The organism is Aureimonas sp. Leaf454 (assembly GCF_001424685.1).
In the GTDB taxonomy this organism is placed as follows: domain Bacteria; phylum Pseudomonadota; class Alphaproteobacteria; order Rhizobiales; family Rhizobiaceae; genus Plantimonas.
Genome location: NZ_LMQT01000020.1, coordinates 354473 through 370834, shown reverse-complemented (window position 1 = coordinate 370834; position 16362 = coordinate 354473). Strand labels below are relative to the sequence as shown.

Genomic DNA, 16362 nt, shown 5'->3' with positions numbered 1-16362 from the left:
TCTGTCCTCAGTGAAAGAGCCGCGGCAGCCACATGGAGAGCGCCGGGATGTAGGTGACGAGAAGGAGCACGAAGACGCTCGCGCCGAGGAAGGGCCAGATCGTCTTCATGGCCTCGCCGATCGTGATCTTGCCGACCGCGCAGCCGACGAAGAGGACCGAGCCGACCGGCGGCGTGTTCAGGCCGATGCCGGCATTGAGGATCATCACGATGCCGAAATGCACGGGATCGATGCCGAAGGTCTTCACCACGGGCAGGAAGATCGGCGTGCAGATGATGATCATCGGCGCCATGTCCATGAAGGTGCCGAGGACGAGCAGCGCGACGTTGATGAGGAGGAGGATGACGATCGGGTTGTCGGAGATCGACTGCATCGCCGCGATCGCGGCCTGCGGCACCTGGAGAAAGGCCATGAGCCAGCCGAAGGAACTGGCCGTGCCGATGACGAGGAGCACCATGGCGGTGGTGCGCACCGCGCCGAGCGTCGCGTGGATGAAGTCCGCGAAGGTCAGCTCTCGATAGACGAAGGCGGTGACGAGGGCGGCGTAGAACACGGCGACGACCGAACTCTCCGCCGCCGTGAAGACGCCCGAGCGCACGCCGCCGAAGATGAGACCGATGAGGAGAATGCCCGGAAAGGCCGCGACGAAATAGGCGACGACCAGCCGGAAGCCGGGAAAGGGCTCGGACGGGTAGCCGCGCCGGACCGCCACGATATAGGCGGTGACCATCAGGGCGGCGGCGAGGAGCAGGCCCGGAATGATCCCGGCGGTGAAGAGGTCCGCCACCGAGACGATGCCGCCGGCCGCGATCGCATAGATGATCATGTTGTGCGAGGGCGGCACGAGCAGCGCGATGATCGCGGCGTTCACCGTGACGTTGACGGCATAGTCCTTGGCGTAGCCGCGCTTTTCCATCTGGGGAATCATGATTCCGCCGACGGCGGAGGCATCGGCGATGGCCGAGCCGGAGACGCCGCCGAAGAAGGTGGAGGCGACGATGTTCACCTGGCCGAGCCCGCCCCGGAGATGACCGACGAGCGAGGCGGCGAAGCGGATCAGCCGCTCGGCGATGCCGCCGCGGATCATCAGGTCGCCGGCGAAGATGAAGAAGGGAATCGCCATCATCGCGAAGGCGTTCATGCCGGCGTTCAGCTGCTGAAACACGACGACCGGCGGCAGGCCCATGTAGAGGACCGTCGCCAGCGACGCGATGCCGAGGCAGAAGGCGACGGGCGTTCCGATGATCAGAAGGATCGTGAAGGTGCCGAAGAGGACGGTGAGCGCCATCGGTCTATTCCGCTCGCGAAGGGATGGACCGCTCGCCGGGAGCGGGGATTTCGCCGGGCTCGGCATCGGGCGCGACGAGCGGGGCTTCCTCGCCGAGAACGAGGAGGCGAACGAGCTTCTCCAGGCCGAAGATCGCGATCAGCGCGCCCCCGACCGCGAGCGGCAGGTAATCCGCCCCTTGCGAGATCGGCAGGCCCGCCATCTTGGCGCCCCAGGTGTCGGCGGCCAGATGCCCGCCATACCAGGCCATGCCGACGCCGAAGCCGGTGACGAGCAGTTCGGTGACGAGGAGCATCGCGCGCCGGAGCGGGCGGGGCGCGTAGTGGAGGGCCGTCTCGAAGCCGAGATGGTTGCCTTCGCGCACGCCGACGGCCGAGCCCAGAAGGATGAACCAGCTCATCAGGAGAAGGGCGCCCGGCTCGGTCCAGCTCGGCGAGGCGTTGAGGACGTAGCGGCCGAAGACCTGCCAGCCGACGACGAGAGTCATGAGGACCAGGCCGACACCCGAGATCCAGAGCGCGGCGGTGGAGACGCGCGACAGGAGGGGCGGCAGCGCGGAGGCGAAGGCGCGCATGGGATCACCGGAAAGCACGGGAGAGAAACACGGGCGAGAGGGCGGGCCCCTCCGGGGAGGCGCCCGCCCGACGATCTCACTTCGTGGCGCGGATGCGCTCGACCATGCCGGCGAGCTTGGCTTCGCCGGCGTATTTCTCGTAGATCGGCTTCATGGCCTCCACGAAAGGCGCCTTGTCGACCTCGTTCACCTCGATTCCGGCCGCGCGGACCTTCTCCTCCGCGACCGTCTCGCGCGCTTCCCAGAGCTCGCGCATCTTCGCGACGGAAGCCTTCGCCGCCGTCTTCACCGCGGCCTGATCCTCCGGCGAGAGCTTGTCGTAGCTCGCCTTCGACATGACGAGGACCTCCGGAGACAGCGAATGCTGGGTGATCGAGTAGTATTTCGCCACTTCGAAATGGCGGAAGCTCTCGTAGGAGGGCCAGTTGTTCTCCGCGCCGTCGACGACGCCGGTCTGGAGCGCGGAATAGACCTCGCCCGGGGGCATCGGCGTCGCGTTCGCGCCCATGGCGTTGACCATGTCGAGGAAGAGGTCGGACTGGATGACGCGAACCTTCAGGCCCGCCATGTCCGCGACCGTCTTGATCGGCTTCTTGGAATTGTAGAAGGAGCGCGCGCCGGAATCGTAGAAGGCAAGGCCGACGAGGCCCTGGCCCTCGAAGGCCGCGAGGATCTCCTCGCCGATCGGTCCGTCCATCACGGTGCGCATGTGCGCGGTGTCGCGGAAGATGAAGGGAAGGGCGGGCACCAGCGTTTCGGGGACGAGGTTGTTGAAGGGTCCCATGTTGACGCGGTTGAGGTCGATCACGCCGAACTTCGCCTGCTCGATCGTTTCCTTCTCCTGCCCGAGCTGGGCGGAGTGGAACACCTGGACCGCGATGCGCCCGCCCGTCGCCTTGGACAGTTCCTCGCCGAAAAACTTCACGGCCTCGACGGTCGGGTAGCCGTCGGGATGGATGTCGGCGGAGCGGAGCGTGACCTCCTGAGCGAGGGCGGACGAGAGCGGCGCTGCGAGGACGCAGGCGAGCGCAGCTGCTGAGGCCAGCGCGAGGATGCGGCATTTCATGGACATTTCTCCCGATCGGTGCCCAAGGTCGGCGCGGCGACTCGTCCTCCCAGACGGCGGGCACGTGACTGACGCTCGGAACGATCCTTGGTCCGAGCTCGATTGTATGGTAGTATAAGACTGTATGGTGCGCAAGGCGCCATGGAGGGATCGAACCATGAGCGCATCCATCGCGGCGCCGTCCTCGTCCAGCGGATCGCAGTCCAGCGCGCAGCGCGTCGAAGCGGAGCTCCGGCGAACGATCGTGACGCTGGAACTGCCGCCCGGTGCACGGCTGTCGGAGCAGGAGATCGCTTTGCGCTACGGCGTGTCGCGCCAGCCGGTTCGAGAAGCGCTGATCGCGCTCGCCCGCTCCCGCCTCATCGACATCCAGCCGCAGCGCGGGACGGTCGTCGTGAAGTTCTCGGTGAAGAAGATGATGGAGGCGCGCTTCGTGCGCGAGGCGGTGGAATGCGCGGTGGTGCGGCAGGCCGCGACCGCCTTCTCACCGCAGAGCCGGGAGCGGATTTCCGATCTCCTCGCCCTTCAGGAGATGGTTGCCGAGCGTGGCGACCACGCAAGCTTCCAGCGCTACGACGAGCAGTTCCACGTGGAGCTGGCGGAGGGTGCGGGCTGCGGCCTCGCCTGGGAGGCGATCCGGGACATCAAGGCCCATATGGACCGGGTCTGCCACCTGACGCTGCCCGGCCGCCATTCCATGCTGCCGCTGATCGCCCAGCATCGCGCGATCATGACCGCGATCGATGCGTCGGATGCGCCGGGCGCGGAGGCGGCCATGCGCCTGCACCTCACAGAGATCTTGAGAGCGCTTCCCAAGGCGGAAGCGGCGCATCCGGATCTCTTCGAATAGGCCGATGCTTCCTCCCGTCGGCCGGACGCCGCCCCGTCAGCGCGCGACGATCCGCTCGGCTTGAAGGCGCTGGCGCTCCGCCTCGCGATCGGCCTCGATCTCCCGCGAAGCCTCGGCCCAGAATTCGAACTCGCGGCCATAGGGCCGTCCCGCCTTCTCCCAAAGACGATAGGCGCGCTCGCGAACCCGGGGTGTGGTGTCTTCGTAGGGCATGAGCGTTCCGATTCGTCGGGGTGCCGGTTCGTCGGGGTGCCGGCCGCTTCGAGATATCCGTTGGAGGGGGCGGCGGCTCCCGGCCCCGGAGCATCGTGCGTGATACCGGGCGCATCGCGCCGGGTCGCTTCAGCCCCCTTCCGTCGATCGTCGCCTGCGGCCGCGAACCCGCAGCCCGCCGACATCCTTGCCTCCGATCGGCCGAACGATGCCCTATCGGAGCCGCCGCAGACGCTTGGCCAGGCGTTCGACGCAGTCGGTCAGGCGCGCCTGCAGGGCGGCACAGGCCTCCTCGCCGAGCGGCTTCGTCAGGTCGTCGTCGAGGTCGCTCCGCGCCTGGATCAGCCGCGCGCGGGCCCGGATCCCCGAAGCCGTGATCCGCACGATCGTCCGGCGCCCGTCGCTGCCGTCGGCGATGCGCCGGATGAGCCCCTTCTCGATCAGGCGGTCCGTCATCTTCGACACGGTGGACGGGCGAACCATCAGGCGGTCCGCCAGTTCGTTCACGGCGAGGCCCCCCTCGGGAATGGCGAGCAGCAGTTCGTCCTGCCCGTTGCTGAAGCCACATTCGGCCAGCTTCAGCCCATGCATGGCGCGCGTGGATTTGGCGATCGACAACAAAGCGGGCACCAATCCGATCTCGTGCGGCATCGAAGATGTCGGTCGAGGCGCGGACGTCTCATGCCGCCGGGCGCGGTGGGAAGGCGTCGCAATTTCCAGCATCACGGCTCTCCTTCTACCTCAAAGAACCTCGCTCCCCGCGGAAGCTCCGACTGCTCGACCCTGCGAGGGGGCGAGGCGAGGGCTCACGGCGAGGCCGAGCGAAGGCGACTTTGCCGCGCCCTTCGCGTTCGCCCTCCCGATGTCCTCGTCCGACGCTCCGGTCGTCGCCCCTTGATGTCGATCAACGAGGGGCCGGTCCCTCGCGACGTCGAAGAACACTCTTCTCCCATCCCGGGATGAAATCATCCCCAGAAAGGTTTTATGGCTATCATCCGGCCGTTTCGGGGATCACTGAGCTGCAAAGACCCTGTCGGATGCTGTTCGGCCGGGGCATGACGGCCCTGCCATCCTTTGGCGAGAGGAGCGTTGCAGGATCTCTGCCTGGATGCCGCTGCGCATCGGGCTTCGACGACCGATCCGGCCCGAAGAAGGACGCTCGATCGGCATTGGCATTCGCCGCCATGTTTCGGTATGCCGAGCGACCGCGATCGATCCCCGGGAGCGCGGGGAGAGGATCGTCGGCCGGCTCGGTGCATCCCGCCGCGAGACGATCGGCCGTGCCTGCGACGCCCGGCCCGGTCCGCGTTTCCCGCACCCGCGACGCGCCCCGGCACAGCGACCGCCGAGCCGGGGCGTGTCCTCGCATCCCGCCACGAATGGTTCTCCCCATGCTTTCGACCCTTGCCGTCGTCCTGCCGGTCTTCGCTCTCGTCTTCGCGGGATGGCTGGCGCGGCGTTTGGGGTTTCTGGGCCCGCATGCCACGTCGGAACTGAACCGGTTCGTCGTCTATCTCGCCCTGCCCACGCTGCTCTTCGACATCGTGGCGCATGCCGGATGGAGCGATCTGTGGCAGCCGGGCTTCATCGCCGCCTTCGGCCTCAGCGGACTTCTGGTCTTTTCGGGAACGGTCGCGGTCCGCCGCCGCTCGCGCCCGCTCGCGGACGCGGCCATCGACGGTCTGAATGCCGGCTATGCCAATACCGGTTTCGTCGGCTTTCCCCTGGCCCTTGCCGCTCTCGGCCCGGCCGCGATGGCGCCGACCCTGCTGGCGACGATCCTCACCGTCTGCGTCCTCTTCGGCATCGCCCTCGTGCTCATCGAAATCGGCGTGAACGACGCGGTCCGCGGTCCGCGCCTCGTCGGCGCGGTCGCCGGTTCGCTCGCCCGCAACCCTCTCGTCATCGCGCCGGCGCTCGGCCTTCTCGTGCCGCTGCTCGGACTGTCCGTGCCCGCGTCCCTCGACGGCTTCCTGAAGCTTCTCGGTGCGGCTGCCTCTCCGACGGCGCTCGTCGCCCTCGGCTCGTTTCTCGCCGCCGAGCGGGCCGCCGCGACGCGCGATGCCGGTTCCGCCACGCTCATCGTCGCGTTGAAGCTCCTCGTGCAGCCGCTGATCGCCTGGACGCTCGCCGTCCTCGTCTTCGACCTCACACCGATGCTGACGCACACCGCGGTGCTGATGGCGGCGCTGCCCACGGGAACCGGGCCCTTCATGCTGGCCGAACTCCATCGACGCGACGGCCATCTCACGGCGACCGTGGTGCTCGTCTCGACGCTTCTCTCGATCCTGACCGTCTCGGCCTATCTCGCCGTCGCGATCTGATCCGGCCTTGGCCTCCATCGCCGTCCGGTCGATCGATGGCGGTGGATCGAAGGCCGAGACCGGGGACCGACATCGGAACGGATCGCCCGACGCCCGGCGACCCCGCGTGATTCCCCCATGGGGCCTGTCTACGAGCGGGTTCCGGTCGCGACCGTGCTCGCGTCTCGAAATACAAAGCAAAGCTTACATAATTAATTTTCCATTGAGATGAAATTAAGTAGTTCTGCTTAAGAGAAGGGGGAGCGCGACGATGGTCGACGCGCAGCAAAACGGTCTTCTGGAACTCTCCATGTCCTTCTCCGATCTGAAGATCAATCGCAAGTTGATCGTGACCTTCTCGACAATCCTCTTGACCGTGCTGACGATGACCGGTTTCGTCGGCTACAATCTGTCCGGCATTCAGACGGCCAGCGGCTGGGATCGTCACACGACGACCGTGCTGGCGCAGGCCGATGCCGCGCGGGAAGCCTTCGTCGAACAGGTCGCCGCCGTTCGGGGCTTCACCATCAGCCCGACGCCGCTCTACCGGACCGCCTTCGAAGCGGCATCCCACGACTTCGAGACCGCGATCGAGACCATCGCCCGGCTGACGAGCGACAATGCGACGCAGCAGGTGCGTGTCGCGAAGCTGAAGACCGACGGGGCGGAGTACGCGGCGAACGTCGCCGACGTCCAGATGGGTCTCGCCTCAGACCCCGCGACGCGGCAAAGGGCCCTCCAGATGGTGATCGACGGCGTCACGGCGCCGCGGGTCCAGGCGGTGAAGGACGACGTCGCCACCATCCGGGCTGCGGAGCAGGACTTGCTGACCACGCGTCGCGCCGATGCCGATGCCGCCTTCCAGACCACGTTCCTCGTCCTCGGCGCGGGGTCGGCGATCACGCTTCTTCTGGCGGCGGCGATGGGCGGGCTTCTCTCGAAGGCGGTCGCGCGGCCCGTCGTCGCCATGACCGAGGTGATGCGGCGCCTGTCGGCCGGCGACACGTCCGTCGTCATTCCCGGCGTCGGTCGCGGCGACGAACTCGGCGCCATGGCGGCAGCCGTGGAATCCTTCAGGGAAGCCGCCCTCGAGAAGGACCGTCAGGACAGCATGAACGCCGACGAGCGCCGCTCGGCCGAGACGACGCGCCGTTCCGCGGAGCAGCGCGCCACGACGGCTGCGAGGGAAGCCTTCGTCGCCGCGATCCGCCCGAGCTTCGAGCAATTGTCGAACGGCGATCTCACGGCGCGGCTCGATCCCGCCCGTAACGCCGATTACGTCGAGGTCTGCGATCTCTTCAATCGCAGCGTGGAGAGCCTGGAGAGCACGATCGGAGCGGTCGTCCTGGCTGTCGGCACGATGAAGACCGGTCTTGGCGAGATCACGGTGGCTGCGAACGATCTGTCCCAGCGCACCGAACAGCAGGCGGCGAGCCTCGAGGAGACGGTCGCCGCGCTGGCCGAGGTGACGCGCGGCATCAACGTGACGGCGCAGGATGCCGCCAAGGCCCAGACCGCCGCCGCGACGGCCCGCAAGAATGCCGAGAAGGGCGGCGAGATCGTCGGCCGCGCCGTCACGGCGATGGGAGCGATCGAGCAATCCTCCGAGCAGATCGGCAAGATCATCGGCGTCATCGACGAGATCGCGTTCCAGACCAACCTCCTCGCGCTCAACGCCGGCGTCGAAGCCGCGCGGGCCGGAGAGGCCGGTCGGGGTTTCGCCGTGGTGGCCCAGGAGGTGCGTGGCCTCGCCCAGCGCTCGGCGGAGGCGGCCAAGGAGATCAAGACGCTGATCTCCGCTTCCTCGGCTCAGGTCAGGGACGGCGTCGAACTGGTCACGGCGAGCGGCCGGTCGCTGGAGGAGATCCAGGCGCGGGTCGGAGAGATGAGCGACGTCGTCGCCCAGATCGCCCAGTCGGCGGGCGAGCAGGCCTCCAGCCTCAGGGAGGTGTCCGTCGCGGCCGACCAGATGGACAAGGTCACGCAGCAGAATGCGGCGATGGTCGAGGAAACGACGGCGGCGGCCGAGACCCTGTCCGGCGAAACGGCCGAACTCGCCGCCATGGTGGGGCAGTTCCGGACGAGCCTTGCGCAAAGGCCGCTTGCCGACACCCGTCCCGCCGCGCCGAAGCGTCGGGCGGCACCGGTCCTTCAGATGCGCGCCTCGGGTCGTGGCGGCGCGGCGGCGAAGCCGGCGCCGGTGGATGCGGAATGGTCGGAGTTCTGATCCACGTTCCCGCCCTGACACGGCCCGTCGTTGCGTCGGCGGGCCGAGGGTGACGCGGGGGTCGGCGTCGGGCGACAGGGAATCGCCGACGCCGACCCATCTCGCCGACCCCATGTCGACGCCTCGCACGCTTCACAAGCGGCCTTCGCGGTCTAGTTCTGCGGCGAGCGAGCCGGCGACGCGGCGTTCGAGAGGAGATTGCGATGCAATGGGTGAAGCTTGGCCGGACCGGCCTCGACGTTTCCCGCCTCTGCCTCGGCTGCATGACCTATGGCGAGCCCGATCGCGGAAACCATGCCTGGACGCTGCCGGAGGCGGACAGCCGGCCGTTCATCCGCAAGGCCCTCGACCTCGGCATCAACTTCTTCGACACGGCGAACGTCTATTCCGACGGCTCCAGCGAGCAGATCCTCGGCCGCGCCTTGAAGGACTTCGCGCGCCGGGACGAGGTCGTGATCGCGACCAAGGTCCAAGGCCGGATGCGGCCCGGCGCGAACGGGGCGGGATTGTCGCGCAAGGCGATCCTGGCGGAGATCGACGCCAGTCTGGCCCGGCTCGGCACCGACCATGTCGATCTCTACCAGATCCACCGCTGGGATCCCGAGACACCGATCGAAGAGACGCTGGAGGCGCTGAACGACGTCGTGCGCGCCGGCAAGGCCCGCTATATCGGCGCGTCCTCCATGTATGCCTGGCAGTTCGCCCAGGCGCTGGCGACCTCGGAGCGCCACGGCTGGGCGCGCTTCGTGTCGATGCAGAACTACGTGAACCTCCTCTACCGCGAGGAGGAGCGCGAGATGCTGCGGCTCTGCCAAGCGGAGGGCATCGGCGTCATCCCCTGGAGCCCGCTCGCCCGTGGCCGCCTGACCCGCGACTGGGATGCGACGAGCGCGCGGTCCGAGACCGACGAGTTCGGCAAGACGCTCTATGCCGCGACCGCCGATGCCGACCGCAAGGTCGTGGAGGCGGTCGCACGAGTGGCGGAGGCGCGCGGCGTGCCCCGGGCCGTGGTCTCGCTCGCCTGGGTTCTCCAGAAACGGGAGATCACCGCTCCAATCGTCGGCGCCTCCAAGCCCCATCATCTCGACGACGCCGTCGCGGCGCTCGACCTGACCCTGACGCCCGATGAGATCGCGGCGCTGGAAGCGCCCTATGTGCCGCACACGGTCGTCGGGTTCTCCTGAAACGCTCGTCATCCTCGATCGGACATCGCCCATGACAACCGACACGGACGCCTCGTCTCCCGCCGCGGCCGACGCTTCCTCACCCCTTTCGGCATCGACCGATCCCGACGAAGAAACGCTGGCCTTCGCCGCGCGCGTCTTCGCCCATGCGCGCGCCGGAGACCTCGCGCCCATGGCCGATCTCATCGCGGGCGGCCTTCCGCCGAACCTTCGCAACGACAAGGGCGACAGTCTCCTGATGCTGGCGAGCTATCACGGCCATGCCGATCTCAGCCGCCTGCTCCTGGAGAACGGCGCCGACGCCGATCTTGCGAACGATCGCGGACAGACGCCGCTGGCGGGCGCCGCCTTCAAGGGCGACCTCGCCATCGCCCGGCTCCTTCTCGATCACGGCGCGACGGTCGATGCCCGCGATCCCGCCGGGCGCACCGCGCTCGCGGTCGCCGCGATGTTCGACCGGGCCCCGATCGTGGATCTCCTGCTGGAGCGCGGCGCCGACGCCGGCGCCCGGGATCGAGCGGGACTCACCGCAGCGGATGGCGCGCGCGCCATGGGCGCGGCGGATATGGCCGCCCGGCTCGGCGGCAGCGACTGACGCGGGCTCTTGCGAGGCGCGCTCGCCACCCGTCCTCGGGAGCCCGCGCAGAGCCGCCGCAGCCGCCGAGGGAACCACCATGGCCCCGTTTTCGCTGAAGCGGCATGACGACACGCGAAACGCCGGACAGGACCGCGCTCCAGCTCGCCGAGTGGCCGTTTCCGGTCGCCGCTGCGCTCGGCTCCTCGGTGCGGGCCGACGGAATCCAGCGGGAGATCAAGGCGCGGCTGGCCTTCCCCGACCGCAAGCGCCTGTCCGCGGAAGACGGCCTGATCCGCTTGCGCATACCCGCCGGGGACGAGGCACGCTTCGCGGGGGCGCAGCGGATCGTCGCGCAGGTGCTCGCCGGCATCGGGACGCTTCCCGTTCTCCCGAGCGAAGCGGAGGACATCCTCGCGATCTCGTCCCGCGAGCGGCTGAAGTGGACGAAGGACGGGCGCCTCCAGAGCGCGGGAACGCGAACCGTCCAGCTGCGGGGACGCGCCAGGACGGTCACGTTCCACGTCTTCGATCCGAGCGTCGTCGAAGACGTGCTGGACCGCGATCTCGTGACGATCTGGCGCGAGGAGGACGCCGCCGCGACGGCGGAAGCGCGGCGGCGCGCGGCCAGCAAGGCGGCGCTCAAGCGCCGCGCTGGCCCGGAGGGCAAAGCGGGCGAGACGGGCAAGGTGGGCAAGGTGGGAAAGCCTGGGCGACGGTCCGGCGACGATGCGTCGTCGAGCTCCGAACTCGTCGACTGGAGTGCCTTCGAGGCGGCCGGCCCCCTGCGCTGACGACCATGGCCCGAGCGTTCGGTTTCGGCTGACTGCTTGGGGAAGAGCCGGGGCGTCTCGTCCTTGCGGGTCCGCCGTCAGCGGCTCTCGGGATCGCTCGCCAGCGCCGAGACCGGGACGACGCGGACGCCGCGGGCTTCCGCGCCCTTGATCCAGGCCGCGATGGTCGACACCGAGACGTCGAAGGCCGAAGCCGTGCCGATCGCCGAGCCGTTGGCGCGAGCTGCGCGTTCGAGCGAGTCGAGCCGGTTGGTGATGGCGGCGGCGTCCTGCTCGCTGTCGATCAGCACGTCGGCCTGTGCATGGACGGCGCCCGCCTGCCGTGCGGCATCCCGCGTGACGCTGCGCACCGAGGAGCCGTCGTCGAGATACATCACGCCGCGGCGCGCCAGTTCCTTCAGGAACGGCGTCATGGCGGCGGGATCGGACGTCAGGCGCGCGCCCATGAAGTTCGACACGCCGACATAGTTGGTGAGCCGTCCGAGCGACCGGTCGAGAGCTTTGAAATCGCCGGACGAGACGTCGGCGGCGGTCAGCGTGTCGGCGCCCGGCGAGGTGGCGGGATAGCCGAAGGGCTCCATCGGCACCTGCAGCAGGAGTTCATGCCCGGTCCGCCGCGCTTCCTTCATCCAGCGGTCGAGACTGTTGCCCGCCGGCGCGAAGCCGAGCGTCACGCCCGGAGGCAGGACCTCGATGGCGGCCTGCGTTCCCGTCTGGCTGATCCCGAGACCGCCGACGACGATGGCGATGCGGGTTCCCGAATCGGCCGACGGCGCCATGGAATAGACGTCGAAGGGGCGACGTCCGTCCGGCGAGCGGATCGGCAGCGGCCCGTTGTCGGAGGTCTCGATCAGCGCTTCGTCCGGCCGGTCGGCGAAGCTCGGCGCCTGCCGGATCGAGCCGGGATCGCTGACGGAGACCAGCGCGCCGGATGCGCCGGAAACGCCCGGGGGATAGGTCACGACGGGAAGCGTGGGATCGACGGGGGGCGGCGCGTTCGCGGCGACGACGACGGGGAGCGGGCGCACCGGCGCCGACGAGATCTCGGCCTTGGCGGCTTCGGCAGCGCGAGCCTGCCGCGCCTCGATCTCGGCAATGAGGTCGCCGGTCGGATAGGTCGGCTGAAACCAGGCGGTCGCCGCCGAGCCCGCGAGAAGAGCGGCGGCGAACGCCATGCCGAAGAGCGTGCCCGATCTCGGCGGCCTGCGGCCGGGGGTCGCGGGGCGTGGAAGGTCCCGGCCGAGAGGGCGTCGAAGATCGTCGAGCATGGCCCTGGCTAGCAGTCCAAGCTGGACCGGGGCTCGATCGGGCCGGTCTCCCGGCGCCGACATGAAACGGCCCCGGCTCCTGGAGGAGCCGAGGCCTTGGGGTCGATCGCGGGTCTGCGGATCACCCGCATCCCGCCCAGATCAGTTGGCGGCGCGCTTGTCGGCCTTGGGCGGGAAGGACGCGTCGGTCTTGACGCCGCGCAGCAGGTCCATCGCGTAGATCAGCTGCAGGTCGTCTTTCTGCTCGGGCGGCACGTAGTCGAGCGAGCCGGAGCCTTCCTCGTTCTCTTCGTTGCCGGTGATGTGGCCTTTCAGCGAGGATTCGCCGCGCACGACCTCGTCTTCGCTCTCGAGGCCCATCTGCTTCTTGATGTCGTCCGGCAGGGGCTGCTCGACCTTGACGTCGGGATCGATGCCGCGACCCTGGATGGAGCGGCCCGACGGCGTGTAGTAGAGCGCCGTGGTCAGTCGCAGAGCGCCGTTCGCCCCGAGCGGGATGATGGTCTGGACCGAGCCCTTGCCGAAGGACCGCGACCCGACGACCGTCGCGCGGCGCTGATCCTGGAGCGCGCCCGCCACGATCTCGGACGCCGAGGCCGAACCGCCGTTGACGAGGACGACGAGCGGCTTGCCCTTGATGTCGTCGCCGGTGCGAGCGTTGTAGCGACGGGTTTCCTCGGCGTTGCGGCCCCGGGTCGAGACGATCTCGCCGGATTCGAGGAAGGCGTCGGAGACGCTGACCGCCTCGTCGAGAAGACCGCCCGGATTGCGGCGCAGGTCGAGCACGAAGCCCTTCAGCTTGTCGCCCGGCACCTTCTCCTCGATGTCGGCGATCGCCTCTTCGAGGCCGACCGTCGTCTGCTCGTTGAACTTCAGGAGCTTGATGTAGCCGACGTCGTTCTCGACCGTGTGGCGCACGGAGGGAACCTTGATCTCGTCGCGCTTCAGCGTGAGCTTGACCGGCTTGGTGGCGCCTTCGCGCACGATCGTCAGCGTGACCGAGGTCCCGATGTCGCCCTTCATCTTCTCGACGGCTTCGCCGAGCGTCAGGCCGCGGACCTGCTCGCCGTTGATTTCCGCGATCAGGTCGCCGGCGAGGACGCCGGCCTTGTCGGCCGGGGTGCCCTCGAAGGGGGAGATGACCTTGACGAGCTCGTCCTCCATCGTGACCTCGATGCCGAGGCCGCCGAACTGGCCGCGCGTCTCCGTGCGCATGTCCGCCGCTTCCTTGGCGTTCATGTAGCTGGAATGCGGGTCGAGCTGGGTCAGCATGCCGTTGATGGCGGTCTCGATCAGCTTCTGGTCGTCCGGCTTCTCGACATACTGGGCGCGCACGCGCTCGAAGACGTCGCCGAAGATCGCAAGCTGGCGATAGGTGTCGGAACCGGCCGCATTGGCGACGCCGGCCTGTTGGCCGACGATGACGGTCATCGCGGTCGCGCCCATGAGCGCCCCGGCGAAGAGTATCGAGAGCTTACGAATCATTCCTCGTCCTTCCAGAAGGTCGGGCCGTCCACCAGGGAGACGGATCGACCGGTTTCCCGTCCTTGCGAAATTCGACGTAGAGCGAGGTCTCGGGCAGGCCGACATCCGCCGCCGCGGCGCTGGCCACCCTCTTCGCTCCCATCACGGCGACGGGCTCTCCCGAAAGCACGAACTGTCCGACGCTGACGTCGATCTCGCTCATACCCGCAAGCACGACATGATAGCCATCGCCTGCATTGAGGATCAAGAGCTGTCCGTAAGACCGAAAAGGCCCTGAATACAATACCTGTCCATCGGCCGGCGCCGTCACGAGATCGCCGGGACGCGCATCCAGCGTGATGCCGGAAGCCGGACGGCCGATGCCGTCGCCCTGTCCGTATCCCACGCGTTCCGGTCCGGCCACCGGTTTGGACAGACGGCCTTTCATTGTCGAAAATGGGGCGCCGGGTTCGAGCCGATTCATGTCACGACGAAGTGACGCGATATCGTAGGTCGGCTCCGGCGGTTCGGCGACCGGCTCGCGCTCCAGCGCAGCGATGTCGGTGCCCATTCCAGTGCTCGTGCCCGTCTCCGGGCTGGGGCCGGGGGAGGGGGCCGTGGACGGCGAGGCCCGCGGCGTTTGGTCCGGCGTCGTGGCGGCGACCACGGTGTCGTCGGGCGCCGAGGGCGTCGAGGGCGGCGCTGGCGGAGTTGCCGCGGCGATTCGCGCCTCTTCCTCTTGCCGAGCCTTGGCATCGGCCGCGTCTGCCGCCTGACGGTCCCGCTCGGCTTTCAGCGCGGCCTCGCGGCGTTCGGCCGCGAGCTTGGCTTCCGCTTCCTCGGCGATCCGAGCCTTCGTCGCCTCGCCTTCCAGCGTTTCGATGAGATCCTGGAGCGTCGTCGCCTTGGCCGCGAGTTCGGCGACGCGCCGCGCCTCGGCTTCCCGGCGCCCGCGGTGATCGGCTTCGAGGCGTTCCTTCTGCGCGAACAGGCGGGACAGTCTCACCTCCTCCTCGCGCTGGCGCGTCAGGCCCGCGACGAAGCGTTCCTTCTCGGCCACGATGTCGCGGCGCACGTTCGAAAGCCGGTCGAGGTCGGCGACGAGCTTCTGCGTTTCGGCCCGGATGCCGGGAACGACCGCGCCGAGGAGGATCGCGCTCCGCACCGAGCCGAGCGCATCGTCCGGCCGCACCAGGAGGGCCGGGGGCGGTTTTCGCCCCATCCGCTCCAGCGCGCCCAGCACTTCGGCGAGAAGGCCGCGACGCTCGCGCAGCGACACCTTGATCTCCGCTTCGTCCTCGCCCAGCGACTCGATGCGCGCTTCGGTCGCGGCGATGTCGGCGGCCGCTTCCCTCTGGCGCGCGGCCGCCTCGATCATGGCGGAGCGGATGCCGTCCCGATCGGAGGCGAGCGTGTCGATCTCGCCGTCGAGCCGGCGAATCGCCTCCTCCGTCAGCTGGATCTGGTCCGCGAGATTGGCGAGGTCGAGCGCGGTCTTGCGCCGTTCGGCATCGAGCGTCACGAGACGGGTGACGCTGCCGACGGTCTCGTCGGCGGCAAAAGCGGGCGAAGCGCTGGCCAGAACGTCGATCTCGCCCGATCGGGGTTCGGCAAGGCTCTGTCCGACGACGGAGGGAGCGTCGAGGCAGACGAGACATGCGAGGCTTCCCGCCAGAAGGAGCGGCCTCAGCCGCGGCTTGCGCCGCGATGCGTCTCGTCCCGATGGTCCTGCCAAGAGTCCCCGACCTTTCGTCCAGTTCTTCGACCGCCGGTCCGCCACCGCGTCGCCGCGCGTCCGCCCGGCGCCTTGCGAAGCGAGGAGACCCTAGCCCGCGGTCGTTAACAAGACATCAACCATAGTGAAGCGGCGGCACGATGGCGCCGGCCGGAACCATCGTGAAGCGGCGGCAGGTTGGCGCGGGCAAGATGGGCCTCGCTTCCAGGGCCGTCGAGCCGGCCGAACCCTTCGATCCCGTCGACATCGGCCGCGACGAATGCTCCTCAGACCCGGTGATAGGGATGGCCGGCGAGGATGGTCGTCGCCCGGTAGAGCTGTTCGGCGAGGAGGATGCGCGCGATCTGGTGCGGCCACGTCATCCGGCCGAGCGACAGGACGAGGCGCGCCTGCCCGCGCAAGTCGGGATCGATGCCGTCGGGTCCGCCGATGAGGAGGGCGAGATCGCGTAGGCCCTCGTCGCGCAGCCGCGCGAGTTCTTCGGCAAAGGTCTCGGAGGACAGGATCTTGCCGGTTTCATCGAGGACGACGAGCCCGGTCTTGTCCGGCAAGGGTCCCGTCAGCCGGGCGGCTTCGTCGCGTTTGCGCTCGGGCACCGTGCCCAAACGTGATTCCGGCTGCTCGACGAGGCCGGCATAGTCGAGGCCGAGCGGCGCGCCCGACTTGGCGAGGCGTTCGAGATAGCGGGCGGCGAGATCGCGCTCGGGGCCCGCCTTCATGCGGCCGATGGCGGCGATCGTCAGCCGCATGGCATCGACGATCGCAGGGTCGGCCGGATATGGCCGGACCGAACCATGCGGGAGATCACGGCGAAGACGCGAT

15 protein-coding genes are annotated in these 16362 nt (G+C 68.7%); 6 read left to right on the top strand and 9 right to left on the bottom strand.

The window, feature by feature from the left end:
- Positions 1-7 precede the first annotated feature (7 nt).
- From ASG43_RS15210 to ASG43_RS15200, 3 genes are all read right to left on the bottom strand, one after another.
- Entirely contained in the window at positions 8-1288 is a 1281-nt protein-coding gene (locus ASG43_RS15210; RefSeq protein ID WP_056506644.1) for a TRAP transporter large permease, read from the bottom strand.
- A 4-nt stretch (positions 1289-1292) separates the two neighbouring features.
- Positions 1293-1862: a TRAP transporter small permease gene (locus ASG43_RS15205; protein ID WP_056506641.1), complete on the bottom strand. Its 570-nt coding sequence runs from the start codon at positions 1860-1862 to the stop codon at positions 1293-1295.
- A gap of 76 nt (positions 1863-1938) precedes the next feature.
- Complete coding sequence (locus ASG43_RS15200; protein ID WP_056506638.1) at positions 1939-2934, bottom strand: TRAP transporter substrate-binding protein; 996 nt, start codon at positions 2932-2934, stop codon at positions 1939-1941.
- A gap of 151 nt (positions 2935-3085) precedes the next feature.
- Between ASG43_RS15200 and ASG43_RS15195 the strand changes: the two genes are divergently transcribed.
- Positions 3086-3778: a GntR family transcriptional regulator gene (locus ASG43_RS15195; protein ID WP_056506635.1), complete on the top strand. Its 693-nt coding sequence runs from the start codon at positions 3086-3088 to the stop codon at positions 3776-3778.
- A 36-nt stretch (positions 3779-3814) separates the two neighbouring features.
- Here the strand turns inward: ASG43_RS15195 and ASG43_RS22275 are convergent, their stop codons facing one another.
- Both ASG43_RS22275 and ASG43_RS15190 read right to left on the bottom strand, forming a co-directional pair.
- A complete protein-coding gene (locus ASG43_RS22275; protein WP_082490944.1) occupies positions 3815-3991 on the bottom strand; it encodes a DUF2934 domain-containing protein in 177 nt (58 codons plus the stop codon).
- A gap of 213 nt (positions 3992-4204) precedes the next feature.
- Entirely contained in the window at positions 4205-4642 is a 438-nt protein-coding gene (locus tag ASG43_RS15190) for a MarR family winged helix-turn-helix transcriptional regulator (protein ID WP_056506634.1), read from the bottom strand.
- A gap of 740 nt (positions 4643-5382) precedes the next feature.
- Here ASG43_RS15190 and ASG43_RS15185 point away from each other — a divergent pair.
- The 5 genes from ASG43_RS15185 (at position 5383) to ASG43_RS15165 (ending at position 11073) form a co-directional block, all read left to right on the top strand.
- Positions 5383-6315: an AEC family transporter gene (locus ASG43_RS15185; protein ID WP_056506630.1), complete on the top strand. Its 933-nt coding sequence runs from the start codon at positions 5383-5385 to the stop codon at positions 6313-6315.
- Between the two features lie 250 nt (positions 6316-6565).
- Entirely contained in the window at positions 6566-8521 is a 1956-nt protein-coding gene (locus tag ASG43_RS15180) for a methyl-accepting chemotaxis protein (protein WP_056506628.1), read from the top strand.
- 203 nt (positions 8522-8724) lie between these two features.
- Entirely contained in the window at positions 8725-9705 is a 981-nt protein-coding gene (locus ASG43_RS15175) for an aldo/keto reductase (RefSeq protein ID WP_056506624.1), read from the top strand.
- A 31-nt stretch (positions 9706-9736) separates the two neighbouring features.
- Positions 9737-10300, top strand: coding sequence for an ankyrin repeat domain-containing protein (locus ASG43_RS15170; protein WP_056506621.1), 564 nt, complete (start codon positions 9737-9739; stop codon positions 10298-10300).
- A gap of 104 nt (positions 10301-10404) precedes the next feature.
- A complete protein-coding gene (locus ASG43_RS15165) occupies positions 10405-11073 on the top strand; it encodes a hypothetical protein (protein ID WP_056506618.1) in 669 nt (222 codons plus the stop codon).
- Between the two features lie 77 nt (positions 11074-11150).
- On the opposite strand, the gene ASG43_RS15160 is transcribed toward ASG43_RS15165, so the two are convergent.
- From ASG43_RS15160 to rlmH, 4 genes are all read right to left on the bottom strand, one after another.
- The gene (locus ASG43_RS15160) at positions 11151-12248 is read right to left on the bottom strand and encodes a divergent polysaccharide deacetylase family protein (RefSeq protein WP_244488110.1); all 1098 of its coding nucleotides are present in this window, start codon (positions 12246-12248) and stop codon (positions 11151-11153) included.
- A gap of 234 nt (positions 12249-12482) precedes the next feature.
- Positions 12483-13826: a S41 family peptidase gene (locus ASG43_RS15155; protein WP_056506612.1), complete on the bottom strand. Its 1344-nt coding sequence runs from the start codon at positions 13824-13826 to the stop codon at positions 12483-12485.
- Complete coding sequence (locus ASG43_RS15150; RefSeq protein WP_056506610.1) at positions 13816-15540, bottom strand: peptidoglycan DD-metalloendopeptidase family protein; 1725 nt, start codon at positions 15538-15540, stop codon at positions 13816-13818. Before ASG43_RS15150 ends, ASG43_RS15155 begins: the two co-directional genes overlap by 11 nt.
- A 266-nt stretch (positions 15541-15806) precedes the next feature.
- Positions 15807-16289, bottom strand: a complete 483-nt coding sequence (gene rlmH / locus ASG43_RS15145) for a 23S rRNA (pseudouridine(1915)-N(3))-methyltransferase RlmH (RefSeq protein WP_056506608.1) — start codon at positions 16287-16289, stop codon at positions 15807-15809.
- Positions 16290-16362: the final 73 nt, after the last annotated feature.